Raw genomic sequence first — 25,390 nt, 5'->3', positions numbered from 1 at the left:
GTCGCAAAAGGAACGACCAGAGCAATGCTCTATAATCTGCTTTATCAATTTGCTGATCAGATGCCGGTACTGAACCTGTTTCGGTATATCACCTTCCGTACGGGTGGTGCGATCATCACGTCGCTTGTGCTTGCCTTTGTGATCGGCCCGCACCTGATCAACTGGTTGCGTTCCAAACAAAGCGAAGGCCAGCCGATCCGCGAAGACGGCCCTGAAAGCCATCTTTTGACCAAAAAAGGCACGCCGACCATGGGCGGGCTTTTGTTGTTGCTGTCAACATCCATTGCCACCCTGCTGTGGGCCGACCTCACCAACCCTTATGTCTGGGCGGTTTTGCTGGTTACGATCGGCTATGGCTTCCTTGGTTTCCTTGACGACTTCCTGAAAGTTTCCAAGCGCAACACCAAAGGCCTTCCGGGAAAGCTCAAACTTCTTGGGCAGTTTTCCATCGCAGCCCTTGCCGCATGGTGGATTTCGTATAACACCGCTGATCCGCTTTCGACCGCACTTGCCTTCCCGTTCTTCAAGAATTTCCTGCTGGATCTGGGCTGGTTCTTTGTGCCGTTTGCGATGTTTGTCATGGTCGGTGCCTCGAACTCGGTGAACCTGACGGATGGTCTTGATGGTCTTGCGATTGTGCCGGTGATGATTGCGGCGGCAAGCTTTGCGCTGATTACCTATCTGATCGGTAACGTTCAATTCGCCGAATACCTGCAGGTCCATTACGTCGCCGGTTCTGGTGAGTTGACCATTTTCCTTGGTGCACTTGTTGGTGCCGGCCTTGGTTTCCTTTGGTACAACGCCCCGCCTGCGATGGTGTTTATGGGGGATACCGGCTCCCTCGCCCTTGGTGGTGCTTTGGGTGCGGTTTCGGTTGTCACCAAGCACGAACTGGTTCTGGCAATCATTGGTGGTCTTTTTGTTCTGGAAACCCTGTCGGTGATCATTCAGGTTGGGTCCTACAAACTGACCGGCAAGCGGGTATTCCGCATGGCGCCGCTTCATCACCATTTCGAGAAAAAGGGCTGGCAGGAGCCGACCATCGTGATCCGGTTCTGGATCATTGCCGTGATCCTTGCCCTGGTTGGACTTGCAACCCTGAAACTTCGTTAAGGACATACTGAATTGATTGATCTTTCACATCTGAGCGGCAAAACCATCGCGGTTCTGGGTCTTGGGAAATCCGGACTTGCCAGTGTGAAGGCATTGATCAATGCAGGTGCCATCGTCTGGGCGTGGGATGACAACGCATCATCGCGTGAACAGCTTGAACCGCTTGGCCTTGCGCCGATCAATCTGGCGGAATGTGACTGGACAGAACCCGACATGCTGGTGATCAGCCCGGGTATTCCGTCCACCTTCCCGACCCCGCATCCGGCGGCTGAAAAGGCACGCCGTGCGGGCAAACCGATCATTTGCGACGTCGAGTTGCTTTGTGTGGCGCAGCCTGATGTGCCCACACTTGCCATCACCGGCACCAACGGCAAGTCAACCACCACAGCACTGACCGCCCACATCATCGGGCAGGCAGGGATCAAGACGCAGGCGGGCGGCAACCTTGGTAACGCAGCCCTTGGGCTTGAACCCTCCACCGCCGATGATTGTCTGGTGCTTGAGCTGTCATCCTATCAGCTTGAACTACTGGAACATGCGGCCTTTGATGCCTGCGCGCTGTTGAACATCACGCCGGATCATCTGGATCGCCATGGCGGACTGGATGGCTATATCGGCGCCAAGCACCTGATCTTTGCCCGTGCAAAAGGTCCGAAATGGGCGATCATTTCCGTTGATGACGAGCCATGTGCAAAAATGGCGGTTGAACTGGCCCGTGAAGGCGGTCGGCACATCATCGAGGTTTCCGTCAAGCAACCGGTCGATCACGGCATCTATGTGGACGATCAGGGCTGGCTGATTGATGACATGACCGGTGCGCAAACCCGTATTCTGGATCTTGCGACAGTCACCCACATGCCCGGACAACACAACTGGCAAAACATTGCCTTTGCCTATGGCTTGTGCCGCGCACGTGATGTGGATGCCACCCGGATCATTGACGGGATCATGTCCTTCCCGGGTCTGGCTCATCGACAGGAACTGCTGGGCACCATTAACGGCGTCGTGTTTGTCAATGACAGCAAGGCCACCAATGCCGAGGCATCGGCAAAGGCGCTTTCGGCCTATCACAACATCTACTGGATTGCCGGTGGCAAACCCAAGGAAGGCGGAATTGATGGATTGCAGGAATTCTATCCCCACATCAAGAAAGCCTATCTGATCGGTGCCGCGACCAACGAATTTGCCGAAACCCTTGGTGATGATCTGCCATGGGAGAAATGCGAAACCCTTGATGTCGCAACCAAAATGGCCTTTGCAGATGCCAAGGCCAGCGGCGATGACAAACCGGTGGTGATGCTCACCCCGGCCTGCGCATCGTTTGATCAGTTCAAAAGCTTTGAGGCGCGCGGCGACGCCTTCCGCAATTTGTACAACGCATTAGCGGGTGGTGAAATGACCAGGAAGGCAAACGCATGAAGTCCCTGTTTGGTCATAACACGAATATCGCCTTTTCGCGTGCCGATACCTCGGTTCTCGGGATCTGGTGGTGGACTGTTGATCGCTGGTTACTGGCGGCCATCATCCTTCTGATGGGGATTGGCGCGCTTCTGGTGATGTCGGCAAGTCCGCCGGTTGCCGATCGCATCAATGTTGACAGTTTCCACTTTGTCACCCGCCAGTTCGTTTTCCTTGGCATGGCGACAGTCTGCATGTTTGCCATTTCGCTGTTGCCAGTGAAATGGGTGCGACGTTTGGCGTCCTTCATGTTTCTGGGCGTACTCTTTTTGCTGATCATCACCCCGTTCATCGGATCAGACATCAAGGGCGCAGTACGCTGGATCAACGTTGCCGGGATCAACCTGCAACCGTCCGAATTCCTCAAACCGGCCTTTGCGGTTGTCATTGCCTGGATGTTTGCCGAAGGACGTTTGAACCCGAACTTCCCGGGCTATATCGTTTCCAGCCTGATGTTGGCGGTGTGCATCTTCCTTCTGATGATCCAGCCGGACTTTGGTCAGACTGTTGTTATCACCTCGATCTGGTCGGTGCAGATCTTCCTTGCTGGTCTTCCGATCATTCTGGTGTTCTGTCTTGGGCTTGGCGCAGTTGGACTGGCCGTCACGGCCTATCTGATCCTGCCGCACGTTCAGTCGCGTGTGGACCGCTTCCTTGATCCGGCATCTGGTGACAGCTATCAGATCGAACGATCCATGGAAGCCTTCATGAGTGGCGGCATAATGGGCCGTGGCCCGGGTGAAGGTTGGGTCAAGAACTCCATCCCTGATGCCCATTCCGACTTCATCTTTGCTGTTGCGGGCGAGGAATTCGGGCTTCTGTTCTGTGTGCTGGTTGTCGGTGTCTTTACCTTCATCATCATGCGCGGTCTTTCGCGCCTGATGGGGGAACGCAACCTTTTCGTGGTTCTGGCCGTCACCGGCATTCTCGTTCAGTTCGGTTTGCAGGCCGTCATCAACATGGCGTCCACCCTGCAGTTGGTCCCGCCAAAGGGCATGACGTTGCCGTTCGTATCCTATGGCGGGTCGGCCACGATCGGGATTGCGATTGGCATGGGCTTTGTTCTGGCACTAACGCGAAAACGACCCGGCGAATAATTGCCATCACCCCTTTAAAACTTTCTGCATCAAAACGACAAAATCCGGTGTTACTCCACGCCCGGTTTGAAGGGATATTAACCTTTGTCGGGTTCTGATGGGGGTAACTGTCGGGGACCCTCCCCGCACTGCTGTCGTTTTAGATGTGGACAAGATGACTGACTTCACTAACCCAGAACTTTCTGCCGTCGAGACACCGCTCGCAGGTCAGGTGATCGCCGTTACATCCGGTGGCACTGGCGGGCATATGTTTCCGGCTGTTGCCTTGTCCAAATCGCTGGTGCGTCGTGGTGCAAAGGTCCTGTTTTTCACCGATGCCCGTGCTGCACGCTATACCGAGGGCGTTGAAGGTGTCGAAACCGTCATCCTGCCAGCCGGCGGCATTGCCGGCAAAGGCATCAAGGGCCGCCTGATCGGTGCTGTCCGACTTGGCCTTGGCACGCTTAAGGCCCTCAAACGGATCAAAAAGACCAGACCCGCGGCCGTGATCGGTTTTGGTGGATATGCCTCTATCCCGGCGACCATGTCGGCCAAGTGGCTTGGCATTCCCTATGCCATTCATGAACAAAACGCGGTGTTGGGCCGTGCCAACCGTCTGGTTGCCAGCAACGCACAGCGCATTGCGACGTCCTTTGCCAAGGTCACGATGATTGCACCAAGTGACGAGGCCAAAGTGATCTGGACCGGCAATCCTGTCCGTGCCGAAGTCGCAGCCCTTGCCGCAACCGAATACGACGCCCCGACCAGCGATGGTCCGATCCGTCTTCTGATCACGGGCGGATCACAAGGCGCACGCATCCTGTCAGAAGTTCTGCCAACCGCGTTGGTCAACCTGCCGGAGGCCATCCGCAAACGCCTGATCGTCACCCAACAGGCGCGCGAAGAAGATATCGATACGGTACGCAAGACCTATGACGGATCGCAGATTGACGTGACGCTGGCATCCTTCATCAATGATATCCCCGAACGCCTGCGCGATTGCCATCTGGTGATTGCCCGTTCGGGGGCGTCGACCGTGGCGGAACTGACCGCGGCTGGACGTCCGGGCTTTCTCGTACCCCTGCCCCATGCCATTGATGATCATCAACGCTACAATGCTCAGCAGATCGAAGACGCGGGTGGTGCGTGGCTGATGCCGCAAGAACGGTTTAGCAGCGAAGCCGTCACTGATCGTCTGGCAAAGCTTTTAACCAACCCCGCAGCACTTACCCGGGCGGCAAAGGCCGCCAAAAACAGCGGGCGCGCCAATGCAGCAGAGCGTTTGGCTGACATGGTGCTTGATATGCTGGGCCTGAACCCGGCAGGAAGCCCGGACAACAAGAACATGACGCAAGACCGAGGAGACTCTCAATGAACACCCTGCCGCTCAACATCGGCACCATCCACTTTGTCGGTATTGGTGGCATCGGCATGTCCGGTATTGCCGAAATCCTCAATAACCTCGGCTATTCCGTTCAGGGGTCGGACATTTCAGACAATGCCAATGTGCAGCGCCTGCGCGCCCTTGGCATCAAGGTCTTTGTCGGCCACAAGGAAGAAAACGTCGAAGATGCCAAGGTTGTTGTGATTTCAACCGCCGTCAAGCCGACCAACCCGGAAGTCGTTGCCGCGCGTGCCGCGATGATCCCGGTCGTGCGTCGTGCTGAAATGCTGGCCGAACTGATGCGCCTTAAGGCCGCCATTGCGATTGGCGGCACGCACGGCAAAACCACCACGACTTCGCTGGTTGCGACCATGCTGGATGCGGCCGGCCTTGATCCGACCGTGATCAATGGCGGGATCATTAATTCATACGGCACCAACGCACGTTTGGGCGAAGGTGACTGGATGGTAGTCGAAGCCGATGAGTCTGATGGTACCTTTGTCAAAGTGCCGTCGACGATTTCAGTGGTGACCAACATTGACCCGGAACATCTGGATCACTGGAAAGATTTCGATCAACTGCGCGAAGCCTTCAAGAACTTCGTTCAGAACATCCCGTTCTATGGCTTTGCCGTTCTGTGCATCGACCACCCAGAAGTCCAGGCCCTTATCGGGCGCGTGACGGACCGTCGCATTTTCACGTTTGGCTTTTCGCCGCAGGCCGATGTTCGTGCGGTTAGTGTGCGCACCAATATCGGCGACACCGTCTTTGATGTCGTGATCCGCGAACGCGTCGATAGCGAAGAACGCGTGATCAAGGATGTCCGCTTGCCGATGGTGGGCGATCATAACGTTTCGAACTCGCTGGCGGCGATCACGGTCGCGCTTGAACTTGGCATCCCGGATGAGAAAATTGTCTCCGCCTTTGATGGCTTTACCGGTGTTAAACGTCGCTTCACCAAAACCGGTGAAGTCGATGGTGTCACCATTATCGACGATTACGGTCACCACCCGGTTGAAATCAAGGCGGTGCTAAAGGCCGCCCGTCAGGCAACCCAGAACAACGTGATTGCTGTGGTTCAGCCGCACCGTTATTCGCGCCTGCATGACCTGTTTGAAGATTTCTGCACCTGCTTTAACGACGCTGACAGCGTGATCGTTGCCGACGTTTACGAAGCCGGTGAAAGCCCGATTGAAGGTGCTTCGCGTGATGCCCTTGTTGAAGGCCTGCGCAACCGTGGCCATCGCCATGTCAGCGCACTTGAAGGACCGGAAAAACTGGCCGAATTCATCAAAGCCGAAGCAAAGCCGGGCGATCTTGTCGTTTGCCTTGGCGCTGGTTCCATCAGCGCATGGGCAAATGCCCTGCCCGCCCAACTTGAAGCGATCAAGAACTGAGGCAGATATGAGCACGCCGAAACACCATACGCCCCTGATCGACCGCCTTCCCAAGGTGCGTGGCAAGCTGCGCGAAGGTGCACAACTTGCCAAAGTCACCTGGTTTCAGGTTGGCGGCCCGGCAGACGTGATGTTTCGCCCAGAAGATGAAGCCGACCTTGCCGCCTTCCTGAAAGGCAAACCGGCGGATATGCCGGTAACCGTGATCGGGGTTGGCTCTAACCTGTTGGTGCGCGATGGCGGTATTCGTGGCGTCGTCATCCGCCTTGGCCGTCCGTTCACCGATGTGGTGGTTAAGGATGGCGCGGTTCACGCCGGTGCCGGTGCGCTTGATCTCAATGTGGCGCAAACCGCACAGATGAATGGCATTGCCGGTCTGGAATTTTTGTCTGGAATTCCCGGCACCATCGGTGGGGCCTTACGCATGAATGCCGGGGCCTATGGCACCGAGATCAAGGATGTCCTTGTATCGGCAACCGCAATTGATGGCAGCGGGAACATTCATACCGTCACGCCCGATGAAATGGATATGACCTATCGCCACTGCGGGCTGCCGGAAGACTGGATTTTCACATCCGCTATCTTGCGCGCATCGTCCGGTGATCCCGAAGACATCGCCAAACGCATGGATGAAATCCAGAAGGCGCGCGCGGAATCGCAACCGATCAAATCACGAACAGGTGGGTCGACCTTTGCCAATCCGGTGCCTGATCGCGCCTGGGAGCTTATCGATGCCGCTGGCTGCCGGGGACTGACCATCGGTGGTGCGCAAATGTCCGAACAGCATTGCAATTTCATGATCAACAAGGGCGATGCCACGGCCCTTGATCTTGAACAGTTGGGTGAAGAGGTCCGCAGGCGGGTCAAAGAACATAGCGGCGTTGAGCTGCGCTGGGAAATCCGGCGCATTGGCGAACGCCTTGGCCACTCGATCATAGGAAAAGACGCATGAACAAACATGTCGCTGTCATTCTGGGCGGTTGGTCAGCAGAACGGGAAGTTTCCCTGTCCTCGGGACGCGAATGCGCCAAGGCGTTGCGCGAAAAGGGCTATAAAGTTACCGAAATCGACGCAAACCGTGATCTGGCCCATCAATTGGCGGCCATTGATCCCAAACCGGACGTGATTTTCAATGCCCTGCATGGCCGCTGGGGCGAAGATGGCGCGGTTCAGGGCCTGCTTGAAATCATGAACATCCCCTATACCCATTCCGGTGTTCGGGCATCGGCGATTGCCATGGACAAGATGTCCGCCAAGGCAATGTTTGCCGAATATGAAATTCCCTGCGCACGTCATGTCTGGGTGACGCGCGAAGACATCGCATCGGGCAAGGCATTGCCGCCGCCCTATGTTTTGAAACCCAATAACGAAGGGTCTTCTGTCGGGGTTGAAATCATCCTGACGGCCGAGGAAGAACAAAACATGCTGGCCCGTGATTGGGTCCATGGTGAAGGCGTCATGCAGGAAGAATTCATTCCCGGGCGCGAAATGACCGTGGCCGTCAAGGATGGCGAGGCGATGGAAGTCATCGAAATCCTGACCGGCAATCACGCCTTTTATGATTTTGAATCCAAATATGCCCAGGGTGGCTCCGAACATATCGTGCCTGCCGACATCGAAGGCGATTTGCGCGACCGCCTGCAACGTCACGCCGAAGAAGCTTATAAGGCGCTTGGCTGCAGGGGTGTGGCACGTGCCGATTTCCGCTATGACCCGGAAAACGACCGTTTGGTGATCCTTGAGATTAACACCCAACCGGGCATGACGCCGACATCACTGGTACCGGATGCCGCACGTCATGACGGAATGAGCTTTGCCGACATCGTTGCATGGATGGTGGAGGATGCATCGTGCGAACGCTAGAAGAACAGGCCCGCGAACGGCGCGAAAAGCTTGATAAACAACATAGCGTTGGCACCAACGTCAAAAAGATCGCGCGGGTCATGTGGTGGACCGGCTTCATTGGTGCCATCGTGATTGTTCCGACTGCCCTTGTTTATACCGGCAAGGCCGATAAATGGATGAGCCTGGCGACGCAGGAAAGTGTTCGGCTTTCTGCCGCGTTTGGCATGACGGTCCAGAATATCGAAGTTTCAGGGCGCGAAAAAACCGACCCGAATGCCCTTTTGGCAGCCATCGGACAGAAACCGGGCACGCCGATCATTACATTTGATGTCGACGCCGCCCGCGAACGCATCGAAGAGCTGTCATGGATCCGAAGTGCTACCGTCGAACGCCAGTTGCCCGACACCCTCATCGTTTCGGTTGTTGAGCGCAAACCACTGGCGATCTGGCAAACCGAGGGCCGCGATCATGTGTTGATCGATGGCGACGGCGAACAACTTCAGAATTACGAACTTGGTGATTACCTTGATCTGCCAGTTCTTGTCGGTGACGATGCACCGAAAAGTGCGGCGGAGATGCTGACCACCCTGCAATCCATCCCGCACCTTTATGAACAAATCACCGGTGCCCAGCGCATCGGGCATCGTCGCTGGAACATCCAGCTTGCCAACGGCATGTTCATTCGCCTGCCCGAAGAAAACATGGAAAAGGCATGGCAGCGCCTTGAAGTCCTTGATCGCGAACACAGTATCCTTGATCGCGATGTTCTGATTGTTGACTTGCGCTTGCCCGACCGGACATTTGTCCGCCTGACACCCGGTGCCGCAGAACAAAGGCGCAATCCGCCAAAGAAGGAGGGCGCGGTCTGAACTGACCGCCCCGACACCCTCCCCATCCTGCACCCCGTTTCAGACGCGTAAGGCACTGACTTGCGCAATATCATGATTGTTTTTCCACCTTCTTTGCGTACTTTCGCATGAAGATGCGTTATGCGACGGTCTGCCTTAACCAAATTGCAACCGCTTTTGGTCGAAAACAGGCTTAATAAGGTACGGTCAAAAAAGTCCGACCACATAACCCATAAAAATTCAGAGCATTCAATTGGCACGCGGCAAAACCAGATCAGGATTGATTGCGGCTTTGGACATTGGAACGTCCAAGGTCTGCTGCTTTATTGCGCGACGTGAAAAGGACCAACCGCCAAAAATCATCGGCATTGGTCACAACATGTCCAAGGGCCTGCAAAGTGGATCAATTTCCAATCTTGATGCCGCGCAGGAAGTCGTGCTTGCCGCGGTCAACGCCGCTGAAAAAATGGCGGGTCAGACCATCGACTCAGTCATTGTCAATCTGTCTGGCGGTCGACCGGAATCCGAAACCCACACGGTTGAGCTTCCGCTTGGCTCCCGCCCGATTGGCAATCTTGAGATCCGAAAACTCAATGACCAGAAGGAAGCCCTTCTGCGTCAGGCCGGTGATGAGCTGATCCATACTGTCCCGTTGGGGTTCCGCCTTGACGGTGCCAACACCATGAATGATCCACGCGGCATGTATGGATCGACCCTTGGCCTTGATCTGCATTTTGTCCGAACGCAAACCGCACCCTTGCGCAATCTTGGCACCCTTCTGGCACGCTGCCACCTTGCGATTGAGGAAACGGTCGTCACCCCGCTGGCATCGGGTCTCTCAGCCCTGACAGCTGATCAGCGCGATCTGGGCGCGACCGTGATTGATATGGGCGCAGGTACGACAAGTGTGGCGGTCTTTAATGCCGGTCAGGTGGTCTACACCACGTCTATTCCGGTCGGCGGCGCACATGTCACGCGCGATATCGCCTATGGGCTCAATACATCGCTTAACCATGCGGAACGTATGAAAACCCTGCATGGCAGTGCTTTAACCTCGCCGTCCGATGATCAGGAAATCCTCGCGGTTCCGACAATCGGCGATGAAGACGAAAACAATTTCAATCATGTGCCACGCTCGATGCTGATCAACATCATCAAGCCGCGTCTTGAAGAAACGTTCGAATTGATCCGCGATCAGCTGGAAGAACACGGCTTGTCGCAAATCGGTGGACGCAGCATCGTTCTGACCGGTGGTGCCAGCCAATTGAACGCTATTGCCGATCTGGCCAGTCAGATGTTTGAACGTCCGGCCACGATTGCCCTGCCGCACGGTGTTTCGGGCCTTGCCGAAGCCACCGCGGGCCCAGCTTTTTCGGCCTGTTCGGGGCTCTTGTTGCGGGCTGTTGCCCAACAGAACGATCCCCTGAGCGAAGCCATGGCGCAAATCCGTCAATCGGGTGGGCGTTGGGGCCGTTTGGGTGCCTGGTTCAAAGAGAACTTCTAGTTCGCACGCCCAAACGCACTTTTTTATCCATTTTCCCGAAAACTTTTATCCGCATTAAGAAGGCAATAACTCTTTGCCAGCTAAAACGGACTCGGAGGTCTTTGTGCCCGAAGTATTTCTGGCACGCACAGGCAAAGGGAAGGCCTGTGTGATCTTTAAGCTCTAAAGCGCGGAGAGGAAGAGCAAACAATGAGTACAATCAGTTTTTCCGTTCCTGAAACGGAAGAAAACCTAAAACCAAAGATCACCGTTATCGGTGTCGGTGGTGCCGGCGGCAACGCCGTTAACAACATGATCGCATCCGAACTTGAAGGATGTGACTTTGTTGTTGCCAACACCGATTCTCAGGCCCTGACCCAGGCAAAAGCAACACGCAAGATGCAGCTTGGTCGCAAGATTACCCAGGGTCTGGGTGCAGGCGCACGTCCGGATGCGGGTAGTGCCGCCGCCGAAGAATCCATTGAAGAAATTCAGGCGCAGCTTGAAGGCAGCCACATGGTATTCATCACCGCCGGTATGGGTGGTGGTACGGGTACCGGTGCAGCCCCGGTCATTGCACGTGCGGCCAAAGAAGCCGGCATTCTGACCGTTGGTGTTGTTACCAAGCCGTTCCATTTCGAAGGCACGCGCCGCATGCGCACCGCCGAACAGGGTATCGAACAGCTTCAGCAGTATGTCGACACCCTGATTATCATTCCGAACCAGAACCTGTTCCGGGTCGCGAATGAAAAAACAACCTTCGCAGATGCCTTCCAGATGGCTGATGACGTTCTGCGCAACGGTGTGCGTTCGATTACCGACCTTATGATGGTCCCGGGTCTTGTGAACCTTGACTTTGCCGACATTCGCACTGTCATGAGCGAGATGGGCAAAGCCATGATGGGCACCGGTGAAGCATCGGGTGAAAAACGTGCACTTGAGGCTGCCGAAGCTGCAATAGCCAATCCGCTTCTTGAAGATGCATCCATGAAGGGTGCCCGTGCGGTTCTGATCAACATCACCGGCGGCATGGATATGGCGCTGTATGAAGTTGACGAAGCCGCCAACCGCATCCGCGAGGAAGTTGCATCCGAAGCCAACATCATCTTCGGTTCGACCTTCGATCCGACCATCGAAGGTGCGCTTCGCGTTTCTGTTGTAGCAACCGGTATAGACGCCGAAGAAGTTCGCCGTCCGCAGCCGACCACTGTTTCTGTTGCACAAACTGTTTCCCAGAAACCGGCAGAACAGCACGCCGCTGCACCGTCCTTCGCACAACATGGCGCTGGCAACGCAGCAGCCGCTGCTACCCACAACACGGGTGCTGGTGACTATGCGGGTGGCGCGTCGGTTGATCACATTCCTGCTGATCGCTTTGCTGCCACCGGCAGCGCACAGCAGCCGGAAATCAACCATCAGGCCGAAACACAGGAAACCGGTTCGATTGAAATGGGCCAGACGGTCCTGAAACCGAAACCTGTTCTGCGTGCAGACAAGCCGGTCCAGAAACCCACCAGCAACGGCGACATGGCTTTCATTCCGCCGCGTGCTGTAACGCCAAGCGAAGCTGAGCATGCTCAGCACAGCCCGGACGTATTCGAAGCAGCCGATGCCCAGAATGCAACCTCGCCGCGTTCGGTTCTGAGCAGCCTGTTTGGCAAGAACAAGACCGCCAAGGAACCGCACAACTATGCGGAGCCGAAAGTCTCGCAGCCGCAGGCACCTGCACCACGCCAGACCGAGATGCCGCTTGGCGAAGACAGCGAACATGTCATGAAGAAGGAGCCTGCTTCCCGGGGCAAGACGCAAGGCGCGTCTGACGACCTTCTTGAAATTCCGGCCTTCCTTCGTCGTCAGGCCAACTGACGACGATCTCCGCGCGAAGATGGGGAAGGCTTAATGCCTTCCCCTTTTTTTTGGACGCTCCAGCTTGGATGACGCTGTAATTCGGCAATTGTGACCAAAGCCCGTAAGCTACACGGTTACAACCGGCGCAAGTTGCCGCGCAGAAATGCATTTTATCCATTAATTTCAAATCACTATGAAGTTTACAAAGCGTAACAAAGAGTGATTTGAGTGATTGTTCGATCAACAGTAGTGTTCCAAACTAACAAAGCAGGGGCCATCCGATTTGAAGATGGCTTTGAACATGCTTTGACGTTGATTGATGACAAACTGACTGACCTGATTTGGGGGTTCCTGTGAACAATATTGCCGATCTTGGTTCTGCTATCACGCAGACTGGCTTTTCCGGCGACGGTTATGTGCTCCAGCGCACGCTCAAAGCCTCTATCGGCTGTGCCGGTGTTGGTCTGCATTCCGGTCAGAAGATCCGCATTACCCTTCACCCTGCCCCTGCCGATCATGGCATTGTATTCCGCCGCACGGACCTGGATGACCAGCCGCTGTTTCCGGCACGTTACGATGGCGTGATCGATACCCGTCTTTGCACCTGCCTTGGTGATGCAGCCCGGGGCATCAAGATCGGGACCATCGAACATCTGATGGCCGCCCTTGCCGGTACGCGCATTGATAACGTGCTCATCGATATCGATGCCGACGAGGTTCCGGTCATGGATGGCAGCTCCGCCCCGTTTAACTTCCTGATTGATTGCGTTGGCATCGAAGAACTTGATGCGCCGCGTCATGTCATCGAAGTCCTGAAACCGATTGAAGTCGAATATAACGGCTGCACCGCACGGGTTGAACCGGCCAACGGGTTCGAGATCGATTTCGAGATTGATTTCGCCAGCAAGGCCATTGCCAACCAGCGCATGTCCGTAAAGTTCGATGACGGCGTGTTTGTGGCCGATATCGCACGTGCCCGCACCTTTGGCTTCTTGCATGAAGTTGAAGCCATGCGTTCTGCCGGTCTTGCCCGTGGCGGTTCGCTTGATAACGCGGTTGTTCTTTCCGGTGACGAAGTCATGAACGAGGAAGGCCTGCGTTACGAAGACGAATTCGTCCGCCACAAGATCCTTGATGCGCTTGGCGATCTTTATACTGCCGGCAACCAGTTGCAGGGCAAGGTCACCGCCTACAAATCCGGTCACCATGTCAACAATCTGCTGCTGCAGGCGTTGCTGGCAGACAAGGACGCATATCGTGTTGTTCCGCTGACCAAGGCGGCCTTGCGCGGCGTTTCTGAACCGATGCTTGCCACCGCCTGAAATCAGGTGTCACCGGCATCCAAATTATGAAAATGGCGGCCCGCGTGGTCGCCTTTTTTGTTTTCGGCGTTGGTTTTCAGTCTTCTTATCCGTGTCACAGCATTTAACATGGAATAAAAGTCGGCATTTGACGACACAACTACTTGCCCAAGCACGCCCTTCGCATGATATAGTCCGGCGGATTTTACGGTGAGTGCGTCAAAAATTTCGAGGATACGTCACAGTGCTAAGTACCGTTCGCGCCAAACACGTCATTGCAACTCTCGGCCTGTCGCTGATGCTTGCGGCATGTTCAAGCAATGATGCGCCGGAATATGTCGAACGTCCGGTTTCCGAACTGTATAACGGCGCGCAGGATCTGCTTGACGCCAAGGAATACCAACAGGCGGCCGAGGCATTTGACGAAGTCGAACGTCAGCACCCCTATTCGGTCTGGGCGACCAAGGCGACCCTGATGTCGGCTTATGCCTATTATCAGGACAACAAATACGACGATGCGATCAACGCACTGGATCGCTTTATCTCGTTGCATCCTGCCAACCCGGATGTGCCATATGCCTATTACCTCAAGGCGCTGTCCTATTACGAACAGATTTCCGACGTCGGTCGCGATCAGCAGATGACCCAGCATGCGATGGATGCGCTTGACGACGTTATCCGCCGCTTCCCTGACAGCAAATATGCCCGCGATGCCAAGCTGAAAAAGGACCTGACGGTCGATCATCTTGCGGGGAAGGAAATGGATGTCGGGCGCTATTATCAGGACCGCAACGAGTATCTGGCAGCGATCAACCGGTTCAAGGCGGTGATCGAAAACTATCAGACCACCACCCACGTTCCCGAGGCCCTTGCACGCCTGACCGAGTGCTATCTTTCGCTTGGTCTTGAAGGCGAAGCCAAACGCACGGCAGCAGTTCTGGGCCACAACTTCCCGGGCAGCGAATATTACAGCGAATCCTATAGCCTCATGCTGGGCGAAGAAGCCCCAGAGCGCGAAGAGGAAAGCTGGTGGGACGCTACCACAAACTCCATCTCCAGCCTTTTCTGAATTAAGCTAACCAAACCGTCGCAAGGCCAACGGTTTGCTTGACAATCTGCCTTGCGACAATATAGAACAAAAAAAGAACAACTTGCGGTTAGCATCTGAAATTACTGCAGTTTGACCAAACGCCGTTGCCGTGACCGAATTGCAGACCGTTTCGCCTTCGCAAGGCTTGCAAGGCCGGGCGGGATTGGGCACTCTGCACATTCACCAACAAGTACCTGTCTGCTGCTCCGTTAACAACATCAGTACCCAGCAATGCTTCGACGCCTCAGCATTCGGAATGTAGTCCTTATCGACAAACTGGATCTCGATTTTCACGACGGGCTTAGCGTGCTCACGGGTGAAACCGGTGCTGGTAAATCGATCCTGCTTGATTCGCTTGGACTTGCCCTGGGTGCGCGCGCCGATAGCGGCCTTGTCCGTCATGGCTGCGACAAATGCAGTGTGACAGCAACCTTCAATCTGCCGCAGGGCCATCCGGTTTTCTCCCTGCTTTCCGATCAGGATATTGATCTTGAGGGCGAAGACCTTGTTGTCCGACGGGTGGTAACGTCAGATGGCCGGTCGCGCGCCTATGTGAATGACCAGTCCGTCTCGGTCGGGCTGCTGCGTGATGTTGGCGATTACTGCGTTGAAATTCAGGGCCAGTTTGATCAACACGGCCTTCTTGATCCCACTACACATCGCGCAACCCTTGATGCCCACGGCAATCTTGGCACCCTTGCCATGACCGTGCGTGATCATTGGCGCGCCTGGCGTGAAACGCAAAAGGAACTCAACGCTGCCCGCGCCCGCATTGACAAGGCGCGCGAGGAAGAGGAATGGCTGCGCCACGCCGTCGATGAGCTTGAAAAGCTTGCCCCCGAAGAAGGCGAAGAAGAACGCCTTGCCGAGGAACGCCAGTTCCTGATGCATGGTGAAAAGCTGGTTGCGGCCCTTAATGATGCCGGCACGGAACTTTCGCGTGGCAAGGGTACGGAAAGTGCCCTTCGTAGTGCGCAGCGGTGCCTTGAACGTGAACTTGAAAAGGCCGATGGCCGGTTTGAACCGATCATCGAGGCCCTTGATCGTGCCGCGATCGAACTTGAAGAAGCCAACCGGGCGATCTCGGCCACCTTGGCTGATCTTAATCTTGATACCGGTCATCAGGAAAATGTCGAGGAACGCCTTTTTGCCCTGCGCGCAGCCGCCCGCAAATACAATGTTCCGGTCGATGGGCTGAATGCGCTGATGAAGGATTTCCGGTCCCAGATCGATCAGCTTGAATTCGGCGAGAAGGAACTGAGCCGCCTGACCGCCGCCGTAAGCGATTATCGCAAAGCCTATATCGAAGCCGGCGAGAAACTTCATGCCGCGCGCAAGGAAGCCGCCGCCAAGCTTGATGGCGCGATCAATGCCGAATTGCCGCCGCTTCGCATGGAAAAGGCGCGCTTTGTTACAGACATTGCCGAACTTGAAGAACCCGAATGGGGTCAGGACGGCATTGACCGGGTGCAGTTCACGGTTGCCACCAACCCCGGCAGTCCCCCGGGCGCGCTCAACAAAATCGCATCGGGGGGCGAGCTTTCGCGCTTCCTGCTGGCGCTCAAGGTCGTTCTGGCGCGCGTTTCTGCCGTACCCAGTTTGGTCTTTGACGAGGTCGACAGTGGTGTCGGCGGCGCGACGGCAGCAGCGATTGGTCAGCGCCTGCATCTTCTGGCACAGGAACGCCAGATCCTTGTCATTACCCACAGCCCGCAGGTCGCCGCCCGTGGCCGCACGCATTTCTATATTGCCAAGCGCGAGGCAGACGGCACCATGGTGACCCGCGTCGATGCCCTTGTCGATGGTGCGCGGCGCGAAGAAATCGCCCGCATGCTGGCCGGTCATTCCGTGACGGCCGAGGCACGTGCCGCCGCCGACAGCCTGCTTGAACAACCCAATTGATCCCGGCGTCAACACGTCGGCCCAACCTTGAATACGGAACAAAAAGAATATGAGCGCCGAACACGCGTCAAACATGTCCGAACTTCCCGAATTGCCGTCTTCGAGCACGGAGGCGCGCAAACAGCATGCCGAAATTTCTGAACGTATCCGGTCTTATAACGAGGCCTATCACGTCAATGACGACCCGCTGGTTTCGGATGCGACATATGATGCGCTGTTCAATCGCCTGATCGAACTTGAATCCCACTATCCGACGCTTAAGAAAAACAGCCCGACACAGGAAGTCGGTGCCGCCCCGGCCGAAGGCTTTGCCAAGGTCAAGCATGCCCGCCCGATGCTGTCACTTGGGAATGCGTTTTCGCGCGAAGACATTGTCGATTTTCTTGCCCGTATTCGTCGCTTCCTGAACCTGACGGCGCACAGCCCGGTTGAGGTGGTTGGCGAACCCAAGATCGATGGTCTTTCGCTGTCGCTGCGCTACGAGAACCGCCAACTGGTCACCGCCGCCACCCGCGGTGACGGGTCAGAAGGCGAAGACGTTACCGCCAATGTCGCCCATATTGACGACATCCCCAAGACACTTCCAGATGATGCGCCCGATGTGGTCGAAATCCGGGGCGAGGTTTATATGGCACGCTCTGCGTTTCAGAAACTGAACGCGACCCAGGCCGAAACCGGCGGCAAAACCTTTGCCAATCCGCGCAACGCAGCGGCAGGATCGCTTCGCCAGCTTGATCCATCGATCAGCGCCAAACGCCCGCTTCGTTTCTTTGCCTATAGCTTTGGCGAACTGTCCGAAAGCCTGGCTCAGACGCAGTGGAATTTCCTGCAGAAGGTTGAAGGGTGGGGCTTTGTCACCAATCCGCTGACCCGGTTGCTTCATAACGCCGATGACATCATGGCGTTCTATGACGAACTGGCAACCCAGCGGCCGGACCTTGATTACGACATTGATGGCATCGTCTATAAGGTCAATGACTTTGAACTGCAGCTGCGCCTCGGCTTCGTCAGCCGGTCACCGCGCTGGGCGATTGCGCACAAATTCCCGGCCGAGAAGGCTCGCACTCGGATCAAGGCCATCGACATTCAAGTTGGTCGAACAGGTGCCCTGACCCCGGTCGCTCGGCTGGAGCCGGTTACGGTTGGCGGTGTCGTGGTATCCAACGCCACCCTTCATAACCGAGATGAGATTGACCGCTTGGGCGTTTGGGTTGGCGATCTTGTGGTTGTGCAACGTGCCGGTGACGTTATTCCCCAAGTCGTTGAGGTCATTCTGGACGAGGATGGCAATCATCCGAATGATGCAACACCTTACGAATTTCCCACCGAGTGCCCAAAATGCGGCAGCCACGCCATGCGCGAAGAAGGCGAAGCCGTAACCCGGTGTACCGGCGGCCTAATCTGTCCGGCACAGGCGGTTGAGCGCCTGAAACATTTCGTATCGCGCACGGCCTTTGATATCGATGGCCTGGGCGCAAAGAATGTCGAGGCGTTCTTTGAACTGGGTTGGCTGAAGTCGCCTGGCGATATTTTCCGCCTTGAAAGCGATCACGGCGATGCCATCCGCAAGCTTGAAGGTTGGGGCGAGAAATCCGCAACCAAGCTGTTTGACGGCATCAATGAACGGCGCACCATCGGGCTCGACAAGTTTATCTATGCACTTGGCATTCGCCAGATCGGTCAGGCAACCGCAAAGCTTCTGGCACGCCATTATGGATCGCTTGCCGAATGGCGTAGCGCCATGGTTGCCGCCAATGAAGCCGACAGCGAAGCCCTTCGCGAACTGATCAACATTGATCAGATCGGCCCAGGTGTCGCCAAGGACCTGATCGAATTCATGGCCGAAGATCACAACCGAGAGGTTCTGGATGATCTGCAAGGACTTTTGACCATAACCGATGTCGAAGCCCCGCAGGTCAGCGACAATCCGGTCAATGGCAAAACCGTTGTCTTTACTGGCAAGTTGGAGCTGTTTTCACGCAACGAGGCCAAGGTCAAAGCCGAAAGTCTTGGTGCAAAGGTCGCCGGATCCGTATCGGCAAAAACCGATTATCTGGTTGCAGGACCGGGTGCGGGCTCCAAATTAAAGAAAGCAGAAGAATTAGGTGTTACAGTGCTTGATGAACAGGGATGGCTTGATCTGATTGCCACGGAATAAAAATGATCTAACCGGGGAGTGTGTGCTGATGGAAGACCTTGGAAGTTTTTTTCGCCGTTATGTCGATGCCCATCTGAAGCTTGAAGAAAACGCACTTGATGATTTCTTCCACTTCCCGTGCCTGATCAATGATCTGTCCGGCGTGCAGGCTATTGGCAGTTCAGACGATCTGCACAAATACCATCACTCATTCTTTGATGAACTGAAAAATGCTGATCTTGCCATGGCGAAATCCATGGTGATTGAACAACATTCCGCCCTTCCCGGTGGGGCGCGTGCAATTGTTTCGTTCCGCTTCGGCAATTCGGAAAACAACCTGATCTTTGATTGCGACTATGCGTTCGCGCTGCTCAAGCAGGATGAAAAGTGGAAAGTCATCTTTGCCCAGCTTGATGAAATCAGATACAGCGACCTGTATTGAGGCCCGCATGGTGCCCGCCCTTCCCCACCGCCTGATCACACTTGGTTTTGCCCTGATGCTGGGATGCGTTCCAGCGGTATCAAAGGCCGATCCGGATTTTGATACCCTGTCGGGCCCGGCGCGTGCGATTGATGCTGATACGCTTGAGTTCGGCTTCAAACGTGTTGATCTGTGGGGGGCGGATGCCATGAACCGTTTTCAGGAGTGTCTGATTAACGGCCAAAGCACAGCTTGCGGGGCAGAGGCATGGCAGGTGACCACCAACCTTCTGGTCGCAACACCGATCACCTGCGAAGTGCGTGGGAAAAACCGGTATCATCGCAACATGGCCGTTTGCCGAAATGCCGACGGGGTTGATATTGGACAAAGCCTGATTGTTCGGGGCATGGCGGTTGCCCGCCCCGATCAGATGCCGGAATACGAAGCCTATGAAAATCAGGCGCGACAGGCACGCACCGGCGTCTGGGCAGGAGAATTTATCGATCCCTTGAAATGGCGGCGCGGTGAGCGTTTACCCGAACATGAAATTGAAGTTCGCCGCTGGCAGCGCGACGAATAACATCAAACCCGATTAGCGTTGCGACGTCCCGCCCGATGCGAATGGCCGTGCCAGCAACCTGCCCAGCCCCGCCAGCGTAAAGCTGTTTTTAAGTGACGCCACACCGAGTGTCACCACCACAAACCCGACCAATTGCGGCACTGTGAGCACCTCACCCAGGAACAGCCAGGCGGCAAAGAAGGTCATGGCTGGCCCGGAAAGCGATATCAGCGAAGCCTGCGTCGCACCGACCCTTCGAATGCCCTCGTACAGCAGGAAGAATGGAATAACGGTGCAAAAAATCGAAATGCCTGCCGTCCACATGATGCCCGCCACGTTCAGGTTCAGCGGGTTTTGGACGATCAGTTGGTAAATCACCATGCAAATACCGGCCATGGTGTTGATCAGGGCTGCAAAATGCATCGACCCGATAACGGTAATCATCCGCTGACCGAAATAGAGATAAATCGCATAGGTCACAGCAGAACCGAACGCCCAAGCCGCTCCGTACCAAAGCGCCGGCGAAACTTCGCCAAACCCGCCCGGTGCCAGGACCAGAACAAGTCCGACATAGGTTATGACAAAGCAGACAATCTGTCGAAATGGTGGAAAGCGCCGTTTATGGAGCGCCTCAAGGATCATCACAACAGCCGGAAACGTAAACAGCACGATCCTTGAAACGGTCACTTCAATCAACGAAACAGCGGTAAAATCAAACAGGGCCGCAAGGAAAAACAGCCCGCCATAAAGCCCGCCCCACGCGAGATCGACCGGTTTCATCTTGCGGTCGCCCGGCCGGTTCTTGCCAAACAAAACCACACCAAGCCAGAAGAGCGGCATGGCAATCAGAAACCGCAACAGCAACAAGCCATCCACTGTCATGCCCGTGGCATAAACAAATTTTGCCAGAAGGCCTTTCATGGCCAAGGCAGCTGTCGCAAGCAACACAATGGTCAGTGCGGAACCGGCCGGCGACACGACAGGCGTGACACCCTGTTGCCCGGGCTCAGAAGGTGACGGTGGTGGCGTCATGGGTTTCTCCGATCCTCTATCGGTTGCCATAGTTACCCGTGAACTGCCATTATTCAATTCGAATTAATTGCTATCAGATATCAGCTTTGGCTATATCTAGCAGGCACATGGATGCGCAAAGCTGCTCAGGATCACGCCCGATGGATATCAAACAACTTCGAAGCTTTGTACATATTGCCGAACTCGGCAGCCTGTCACGCGCGGCAGAGCGGCTTAATTTGTCGCAGCCCGCACTCAGTAGGCAGCTTAACCTTCTCGAAGAGGCCCTTGATACCAAACTGTTGGAACGCACCGGACGCGGCGTCAAATTGACCGAAGCAGGTCAGATGCTTGCCGAACGGGCCCGCGTAATCCTGACCGATCTTGCCCGTCTTGAAGCCGATCTGTCGGCCCGCAGCAGTCAGGTGACAGGCCATGTGCATGTCGGCGTTCCGCCCAGCGCCGGGATCGTGATTACCGGGGCACTGATTGAAACTCTGCGCGATCGGTACCCTGACCTTAACATTACGGTCGCCGAAGACCTGACAGGCGATGTGCAGGAAGGATTGCTGTCCGGGCGACTTGATATCGGCATCCTACATGACGGCATGATTTCACGCAGCCTGCATGCCGAACAGCTATGGCGCGAAGACCTGTTTCTGATTTCCCACCCGTCACAGGTCGGCGAACAGGAAACCGAAATCGCCTATGAAGATGTTTTGTCCCTGCCACTCATCATGCCGACCAACAAGCACGGGCTACGCGCCATGATGCAGGAGGCGGCATTTCGGGCGGGACGGCCGTTGACCCCGGTGGTTGAGGCCGATGCCCTTCGCGTTTTGGTCGATCTGGTGACGCGTAATGTCGGTCATACCGTCTTGCCGCGCAGTTCGCTGGTTCAGGAACTTTCGACCGGGCGCCTAAAGGCACGGCGCATCACCAACCCGGAACTGTCGCGCAAGGTAATGCTGTCATGGTTACAGGATCGCCCGCTGAGTACCGGGGGCAAGGCGGTTGTCGATACATTGCGTGATCTTGCCGGCACCGTTCCGATGGCCAACCAAAAATAAGCCAACACTGGCTCTGATAAACAAAACCCCGACCGAAGCATCTTTCGGTCGGGGTTTTTATCATTGTATCAATCGTTGGGATCAGACGGGTGCCTGACTGTCCGACGACTTCTGCCAAAGATTGATACCGGCATCGCCGGCATATTTATCAATTTCGGCCAACTCGTCTGCACTGAATTCAAGGTTATTGAGCGCATCAAGGCTGTTATCAAGCTGCTGAACATGCCGCGCCCCAATCAGGGCAGAGGTCACCTCGGGACGGCGCAGCACCCAGGCAATCGCCATCTGGGCCAAGCTTTGACCGCGGCGTTTGGCGATTTCGTTCAGTGCTCGAACGCGATTGATGTTTTCCTCGGTCAGCATGCCTTTCTGGAAAGATCCTTCGAGGGCGGCACGGGAATCCTCGGGCACGCCATTCAGGTACTTGTTGGTCAAAAGACCCTGTGCGAGCGGCGAAAAGGCAATGCAGCCCATGCCAAGCTCGGAAAGGGTATCAAGCAGACCATCCTCGACCCAGCGATTGACCATCGAGTAGGACGGCTGATGAATCACGCATGGCGTTCCCATGTCCTTGAGGATCGCATGCGCTTCACGGGTCATTTCCGGCGAATAGGACGAAATCCCGACATAAAGCGCCTTGCCCGAACGCACGATCTGATCAAGTGCGCCCATGGTCTCGGCAAGCGGGGTGTTGGGATCAACCCGGTGGGAATAGAAGATATCGACATAATCCAGCCCCATCCGCTTAAGGCTCTGATCAAGGCTGGAAATCAGATATTTGCGTGATCCCCATTCGCCAAACGGCCCCGGCCACATGCGATAGCCAGCCTTAGTGGAAATGATCAACTCATCGCGATGGCGTTTAAGATCCTGCGATAGAACCTTGCCAAAGTTTTCTTCGGCCGAGCCCGGCGGCGGGCCATAGTTGTTAGCAAGATCAAAGTGGAACACACCGCGATCAAACGCGCGACGGATCATCGCCCGCTGGGTTTCATAGACATCCACGCCACCGAAATTCTGCCACAGACCAAGCGTGATTTTCGGCAGAAGCAATCCACTGCGCCCGCAACGGTCCCAGTTTTCGTCGTTATAGCGATCAGGATTAGCCATCCACTGCGCTTCGACTTCAGCCATATATTCCTCCTGCTTTCAGAAGCGGTTTACCGCTTTTCTTGAATCGATCCAATGCAGTCTTAATAGGGCATTCGACCCTGTTTGTCAGTGCCAAGTACGCAGCGTGAAATCAGTCCGATTTCTTTTTGATCGGCGCTGTTGCGTTTTGCAGCCATTCACGATGATCATCATCGAGATCATCGGCATACATCGCATAGACCTGCGCGTGGTAATCGTTAAGCCACTGCAACTCGTCCCTGGTCATCAATTCCGGATCGATCAGTTTGCGGTCAATCGGCGAGAAAGTCAGCGTTTCAAAGCCAAGCATCTTGCGATCTGCCCCAATCGGCGCATCGATTTCAGTTACCGCAATCAGGTTTTCAATGCGAATGCCGTATTCGCCTTCCTTATAGAAGCCCGGCTCGTTCGAGAGGATCATGCCCGGTTTCAGGGCCACCGTGTTCGGGGCCTTGGAAATGCGTTGCGGACCTTCATGCACACCAAGGTAGCTGCCAACGCCGTGGCCGGTGCCATGGTCAAAATCAAGCCCGGCTTCCCAAAGCGGCATGCGTGCCAGCGTATCAAGCTGTTGGCCTGTCGTTCCAACCGGGTATATGGCGCGGGCAAGCGCAATATGCCCCTTCAGCACGCGGGTGAACCGGTCGCGATGTTCCTGCGTCGGGTTCCCGATCACGGTCGTCCGCGTGATATCGGTGGTGCCATCAAGATATTGCGCCCCGGAATCAATCAGGAAAATCTCGCCCGGGGTCAGATTGCGGTTGGTTTCCGGGGTATTGCGGTAATGGCAAAGCGCCCCGTTCGGGCCACTGCCCGGAATGGTTTCAAAGCTTGAATCACGGAACAGCGGATCTTCGGCACGCATCGACAGCAACATATCAGCAGCGGCGCGTTCATCGATATCACCGGTGGCCGCGGTTTCATCAAGCCATTTGAAATAACGAATGATCTTTTCGCCGTCGCGTTTGTGGGCCTTGCGCGAACCTTCAAGTTCGACCTCGTTCTTGCAGGCCTTCGGAATGGCGACCGGATCACGCCCAACACGCACGGTGGCACCGGCGTCGGACAATTTCATGCGCAGCCAGTCGGCTGCAGTGGCTTCATCCAGACGGACGGCCTGATTGCCCATCGCCTTCAGGGCATCCCCGAGTTCGCCCGGTGCCCGCAAGGTTGCCTCACCTGACAGCCATTTGAGCGTTTCTGGCGCGACCTTGCGTTCGTCCATGAAAAGTTCGACCGAGGCATCGCCGTTGATGATCGCATAGCCAAGTGCAAGCGGTGTTTGCGGCACATCGGCACCACGGATATTCAAAAGCCACGCGATGCTGTCAGGTGCCGACAGAATGGCGCTGTCGCACGAAATGCGCGACAGGATTTCGGCAATCTGGGTGCGCTTTTCAAAGCTCGATTTACCGGCATATTCCATCGGATGTGGCCGAACCGGGCCAAGCGGCAGGTGCGGCTGGGCATGCCAGATGGCGTCAATCGGGTTGGTATCAATCGCAATCAGTTCCGCCCCGACCGCCTCACAGGCAGACCGCAGATGGGTCGCCTGTTGGACCGTATGCAGCCAAGGATCATAAGCCAGCTTCTCACCCGATTTCAGGTGGTCATGCAACCAGCCGACGACTGGTTCTTCGACCAGGTGGCGGTACTCGAACAGATCACGGTTAACTTGCTGGCGCACCTGAATGGTGTAACGGCCATCGACAAAAACGGCGGCCTTGTCGCGCAAGACAACAGCCGCACCCGCAGATCCGGTAAAGCCGGTCAGCCACGCCAGACGTTCGGCCCGTGCCGGTACGTTTTCACCCTGATGTTCGTCCGCACGCGGCACAATAAAGCCGTCAACGCCCTTGGCCGCCAGATAGTTGCGCAAGGCATCCAGTCGATGGGCGGCGTCAAAATCATCCTTGGCCATTTTAAAACGTGTTTTGCGTTCATCCCGCAGGGCCAGCAATTCGGCTCGCAGGGCATCATCCGGGGATTGGCAAATCAGATCAATCCAGTCTTCTCGCGTGCTGCCCTGGGCTGCGGCCAGAACACCGTCAATCAGGTCGATGACAGCGCTAACATCCTTGTCGACATTGGCGGCTTCAAGCAGTTTGGCAAGTTGAGCATCACCGGAAATGGCCATGAAGATCCTCTTTAAAACATGTGGGGCATTGGGCAGGTGGTAAGACCTATGTAAGGGTTTGTGCCGATGTCGCGCAAGCACCAAAGAACTTTCGGACATACTACGCCCTTTTCCCCGCCCGAAACACCGGCGCATGCATCCCGCGTATGAATGCGTTGCAACCTTCGCAATGCACATTA

20 protein-coding genes are annotated in these 25,390 nt (G+C 55.7%); 17 read left to right on the top strand and 3 right to left on the bottom strand.

Annotated elements, in window-relative coordinates; translation table 11 throughout:
- The first annotated feature begins 24 nt into the window (after positions 1-24).
- From mraY to DY252_RS06345, 16 genes are all read left to right on the top strand, one after another.
- A complete protein-coding gene (gene mraY, locus DY252_RS06420) occupies positions 25-1,113 on the top strand; it encodes a phospho-N-acetylmuramoyl-pentapeptide-transferase (protein ID WP_063088838.1) in 1,089 nt (362 codons plus the stop codon).
- Positions 1,114-1,125: 12 nt separating this feature from the next.
- Positions 1,126-2,532 carry a UDP-N-acetylmuramoyl-L-alanine--D-glutamate ligase gene (gene murD / locus DY252_RS06415; protein WP_064789428.1) on the top strand — a complete coding sequence of 469 codons (1,407 nt, stop codon included), beginning with the start codon at positions 1,126-1,128 and terminating at the stop codon, positions 2,530-2,532.
- Positions 2,529-3,668, top strand: coding sequence for a putative lipid II flippase FtsW (gene ftsW, locus DY252_RS06410; protein ID WP_008889595.1), 1,140 nt, complete (start codon positions 2,529-2,531; stop codon positions 3,666-3,668). Before murD ends, ftsW begins: the two co-directional genes overlap by 4 nt.
- Positions 3,669-3,822: 154 nt before the next feature.
- Positions 3,823-5,022, top strand: coding sequence for an undecaprenyldiphospho-muramoylpentapeptide beta-N-acetylglucosaminyltransferase (murG, locus tag DY252_RS06405; protein WP_064789429.1), 1,200 nt, complete (start codon positions 3,823-3,825; stop codon positions 5,020-5,022).
- A complete protein-coding gene (gene murC, locus DY252_RS06400; protein WP_064789430.1) occupies positions 5,019-6,428 on the top strand; it encodes a UDP-N-acetylmuramate--L-alanine ligase in 1,410 nt (469 codons plus the stop codon). The genes murG and murC overlap by 4 nt, the downstream gene beginning before the upstream one ends.
- 7 nt (positions 6,429-6,435) lie before the next feature.
- The gene (gene murB, locus DY252_RS06395) at positions 6,436-7,380 is read left to right on the top strand and encodes a UDP-N-acetylmuramate dehydrogenase (protein WP_064789431.1); all 945 of its coding nucleotides are present in this window, start codon (positions 6,436-6,438) and stop codon (positions 7,378-7,380) included.
- The gene (locus DY252_RS06390) at positions 7,377-8,291 is read left to right on the top strand and encodes a D-alanine--D-alanine ligase (RefSeq protein WP_064789432.1); all 915 of its coding nucleotides are present in this window, start codon (positions 7,377-7,379) and stop codon (positions 8,289-8,291) included. Before murB ends, DY252_RS06390 begins: the two co-directional genes overlap by 4 nt.
- On the top strand, positions 8,279-9,142 hold the full coding sequence (locus tag DY252_RS06385) for a cell division protein FtsQ/DivIB (protein WP_082923521.1): 864 nt from the start codon (positions 8,279-8,281) through the stop codon (positions 9,140-9,142). The genes DY252_RS06390 and DY252_RS06385 overlap by 13 nt, the downstream gene beginning before the upstream one ends.
- A 271-nt stretch (positions 9,143-9,413) precedes the next feature.
- Entirely contained in the window at positions 9,414-10,625 is a 1,212-nt protein-coding gene (ftsA, locus tag DY252_RS06380) for a cell division protein FtsA (RefSeq protein WP_231959745.1), read from the top strand.
- Positions 10,626-10,814: 189 nt separating this feature from the next.
- Complete coding sequence (gene ftsZ, locus DY252_RS06375) at positions 10,815-12,470, top strand: cell division protein FtsZ (RefSeq protein ID WP_064789433.1); 1,656 nt, start codon at positions 10,815-10,817, stop codon at positions 12,468-12,470.
- A gap of 335 nt (positions 12,471-12,805) precedes the next feature.
- Positions 12,806-13,774, top strand: a complete 969-nt coding sequence (lpxC, locus tag DY252_RS06370) for a UDP-3-O-acyl-N-acetylglucosamine deacetylase (protein ID WP_082923522.1) — start codon at positions 12,806-12,808, stop codon at positions 13,772-13,774.
- A 277-nt stretch (positions 13,775-14,051) separates the two neighbouring features.
- A complete protein-coding gene (locus tag DY252_RS06365) occupies positions 14,052-14,822 on the top strand; it encodes an outer membrane protein assembly factor BamD (protein ID WP_064789476.1) in 771 nt (256 codons plus the stop codon).
- Positions 14,823-15,074: 252 nt separating this feature from the next.
- Positions 15,075-16,745: a DNA repair protein RecN gene (recN, locus tag DY252_RS06360; protein ID WP_064789434.1), complete on the top strand. Its 1,671-nt coding sequence runs from the start codon at positions 15,075-15,077 to the stop codon at positions 16,743-16,745.
- Between the two features lie 49 nt (positions 16,746-16,794).
- The gene (gene ligA, locus DY252_RS06355) at positions 16,795-18,903 is read left to right on the top strand and encodes an NAD-dependent DNA ligase LigA (protein WP_063088829.1); all 2,109 of its coding nucleotides are present in this window, start codon (positions 16,795-16,797) and stop codon (positions 18,901-18,903) included.
- A 28-nt stretch (positions 18,904-18,931) separates the two neighbouring features.
- Positions 18,932-19,324: a hypothetical protein gene (locus DY252_RS06350; protein ID WP_063088828.1), complete on the top strand. Its 393-nt coding sequence runs from the start codon at positions 18,932-18,934 to the stop codon at positions 19,322-19,324.
- Positions 19,296-19,883, top strand: coding sequence for a thermonuclease family protein (locus tag DY252_RS06345; protein ID WP_064789435.1), 588 nt, complete (start codon positions 19,296-19,298; stop codon positions 19,881-19,883). The genes DY252_RS06350 and DY252_RS06345 overlap by 29 nt, the downstream gene beginning before the upstream one ends.
- Before the next feature lie 12 nt (positions 19,884-19,895).
- On the opposite strand, the gene DY252_RS06340 is transcribed toward DY252_RS06345, so the two are convergent.
- Positions 19,896-20,894 carry a DMT family transporter gene (locus DY252_RS06340; RefSeq protein WP_064789436.1) on the bottom strand — a complete coding sequence of 333 codons (999 nt, stop codon included), beginning with the start codon at positions 20,892-20,894 and terminating at the stop codon, positions 19,896-19,898.
- A 140-nt stretch (positions 20,895-21,034) separates the two neighbouring features.
- On the opposite strand from DY252_RS06340, the gene DY252_RS06335 reads away from it, so the two are divergent.
- The gene (locus DY252_RS06335) at positions 21,035-21,943 is read left to right on the top strand and encodes a LysR family transcriptional regulator (RefSeq protein WP_064789437.1); all 909 of its coding nucleotides are present in this window, start codon (positions 21,035-21,037) and stop codon (positions 21,941-21,943) included.
- Positions 21,944-22,024: 81 nt separating this feature from the next.
- Here DY252_RS06335 and mgrA read toward each other — a convergent pair whose 3' ends face one another.
- Together mgrA and DY252_RS06325 are read right to left on the bottom strand one after the other, a co-directional pair.
- On the bottom strand, positions 22,025-23,077 hold the full coding sequence (mgrA, locus tag DY252_RS06330; protein ID WP_008889579.1) for an L-glyceraldehyde 3-phosphate reductase: 1,053 nt from the start codon (positions 23,075-23,077) through the stop codon (positions 22,025-22,027).
- Between the two features lie 109 nt (positions 23,078-23,186).
- Positions 23,187-25,211 (bottom strand): aminopeptidase P family protein, encoded by a 2,025-nt coding sequence (locus DY252_RS06325; protein WP_064789438.1) that lies wholly within the window; start codon positions 25,209-25,211, stop codon positions 23,187-23,189.
- Positions 25,212-25,390: the final 179 nt, after the last annotated feature.

The organism is Thalassospira indica (assembly GCF_003403095.1).
Lineage (GTDB): Bacteria > Pseudomonadota > Alphaproteobacteria > Rhodospirillales > Thalassospiraceae > Thalassospira > Thalassospira indica.
This window is presented reverse-complemented; position numbering and strand designations above follow the sequence as displayed.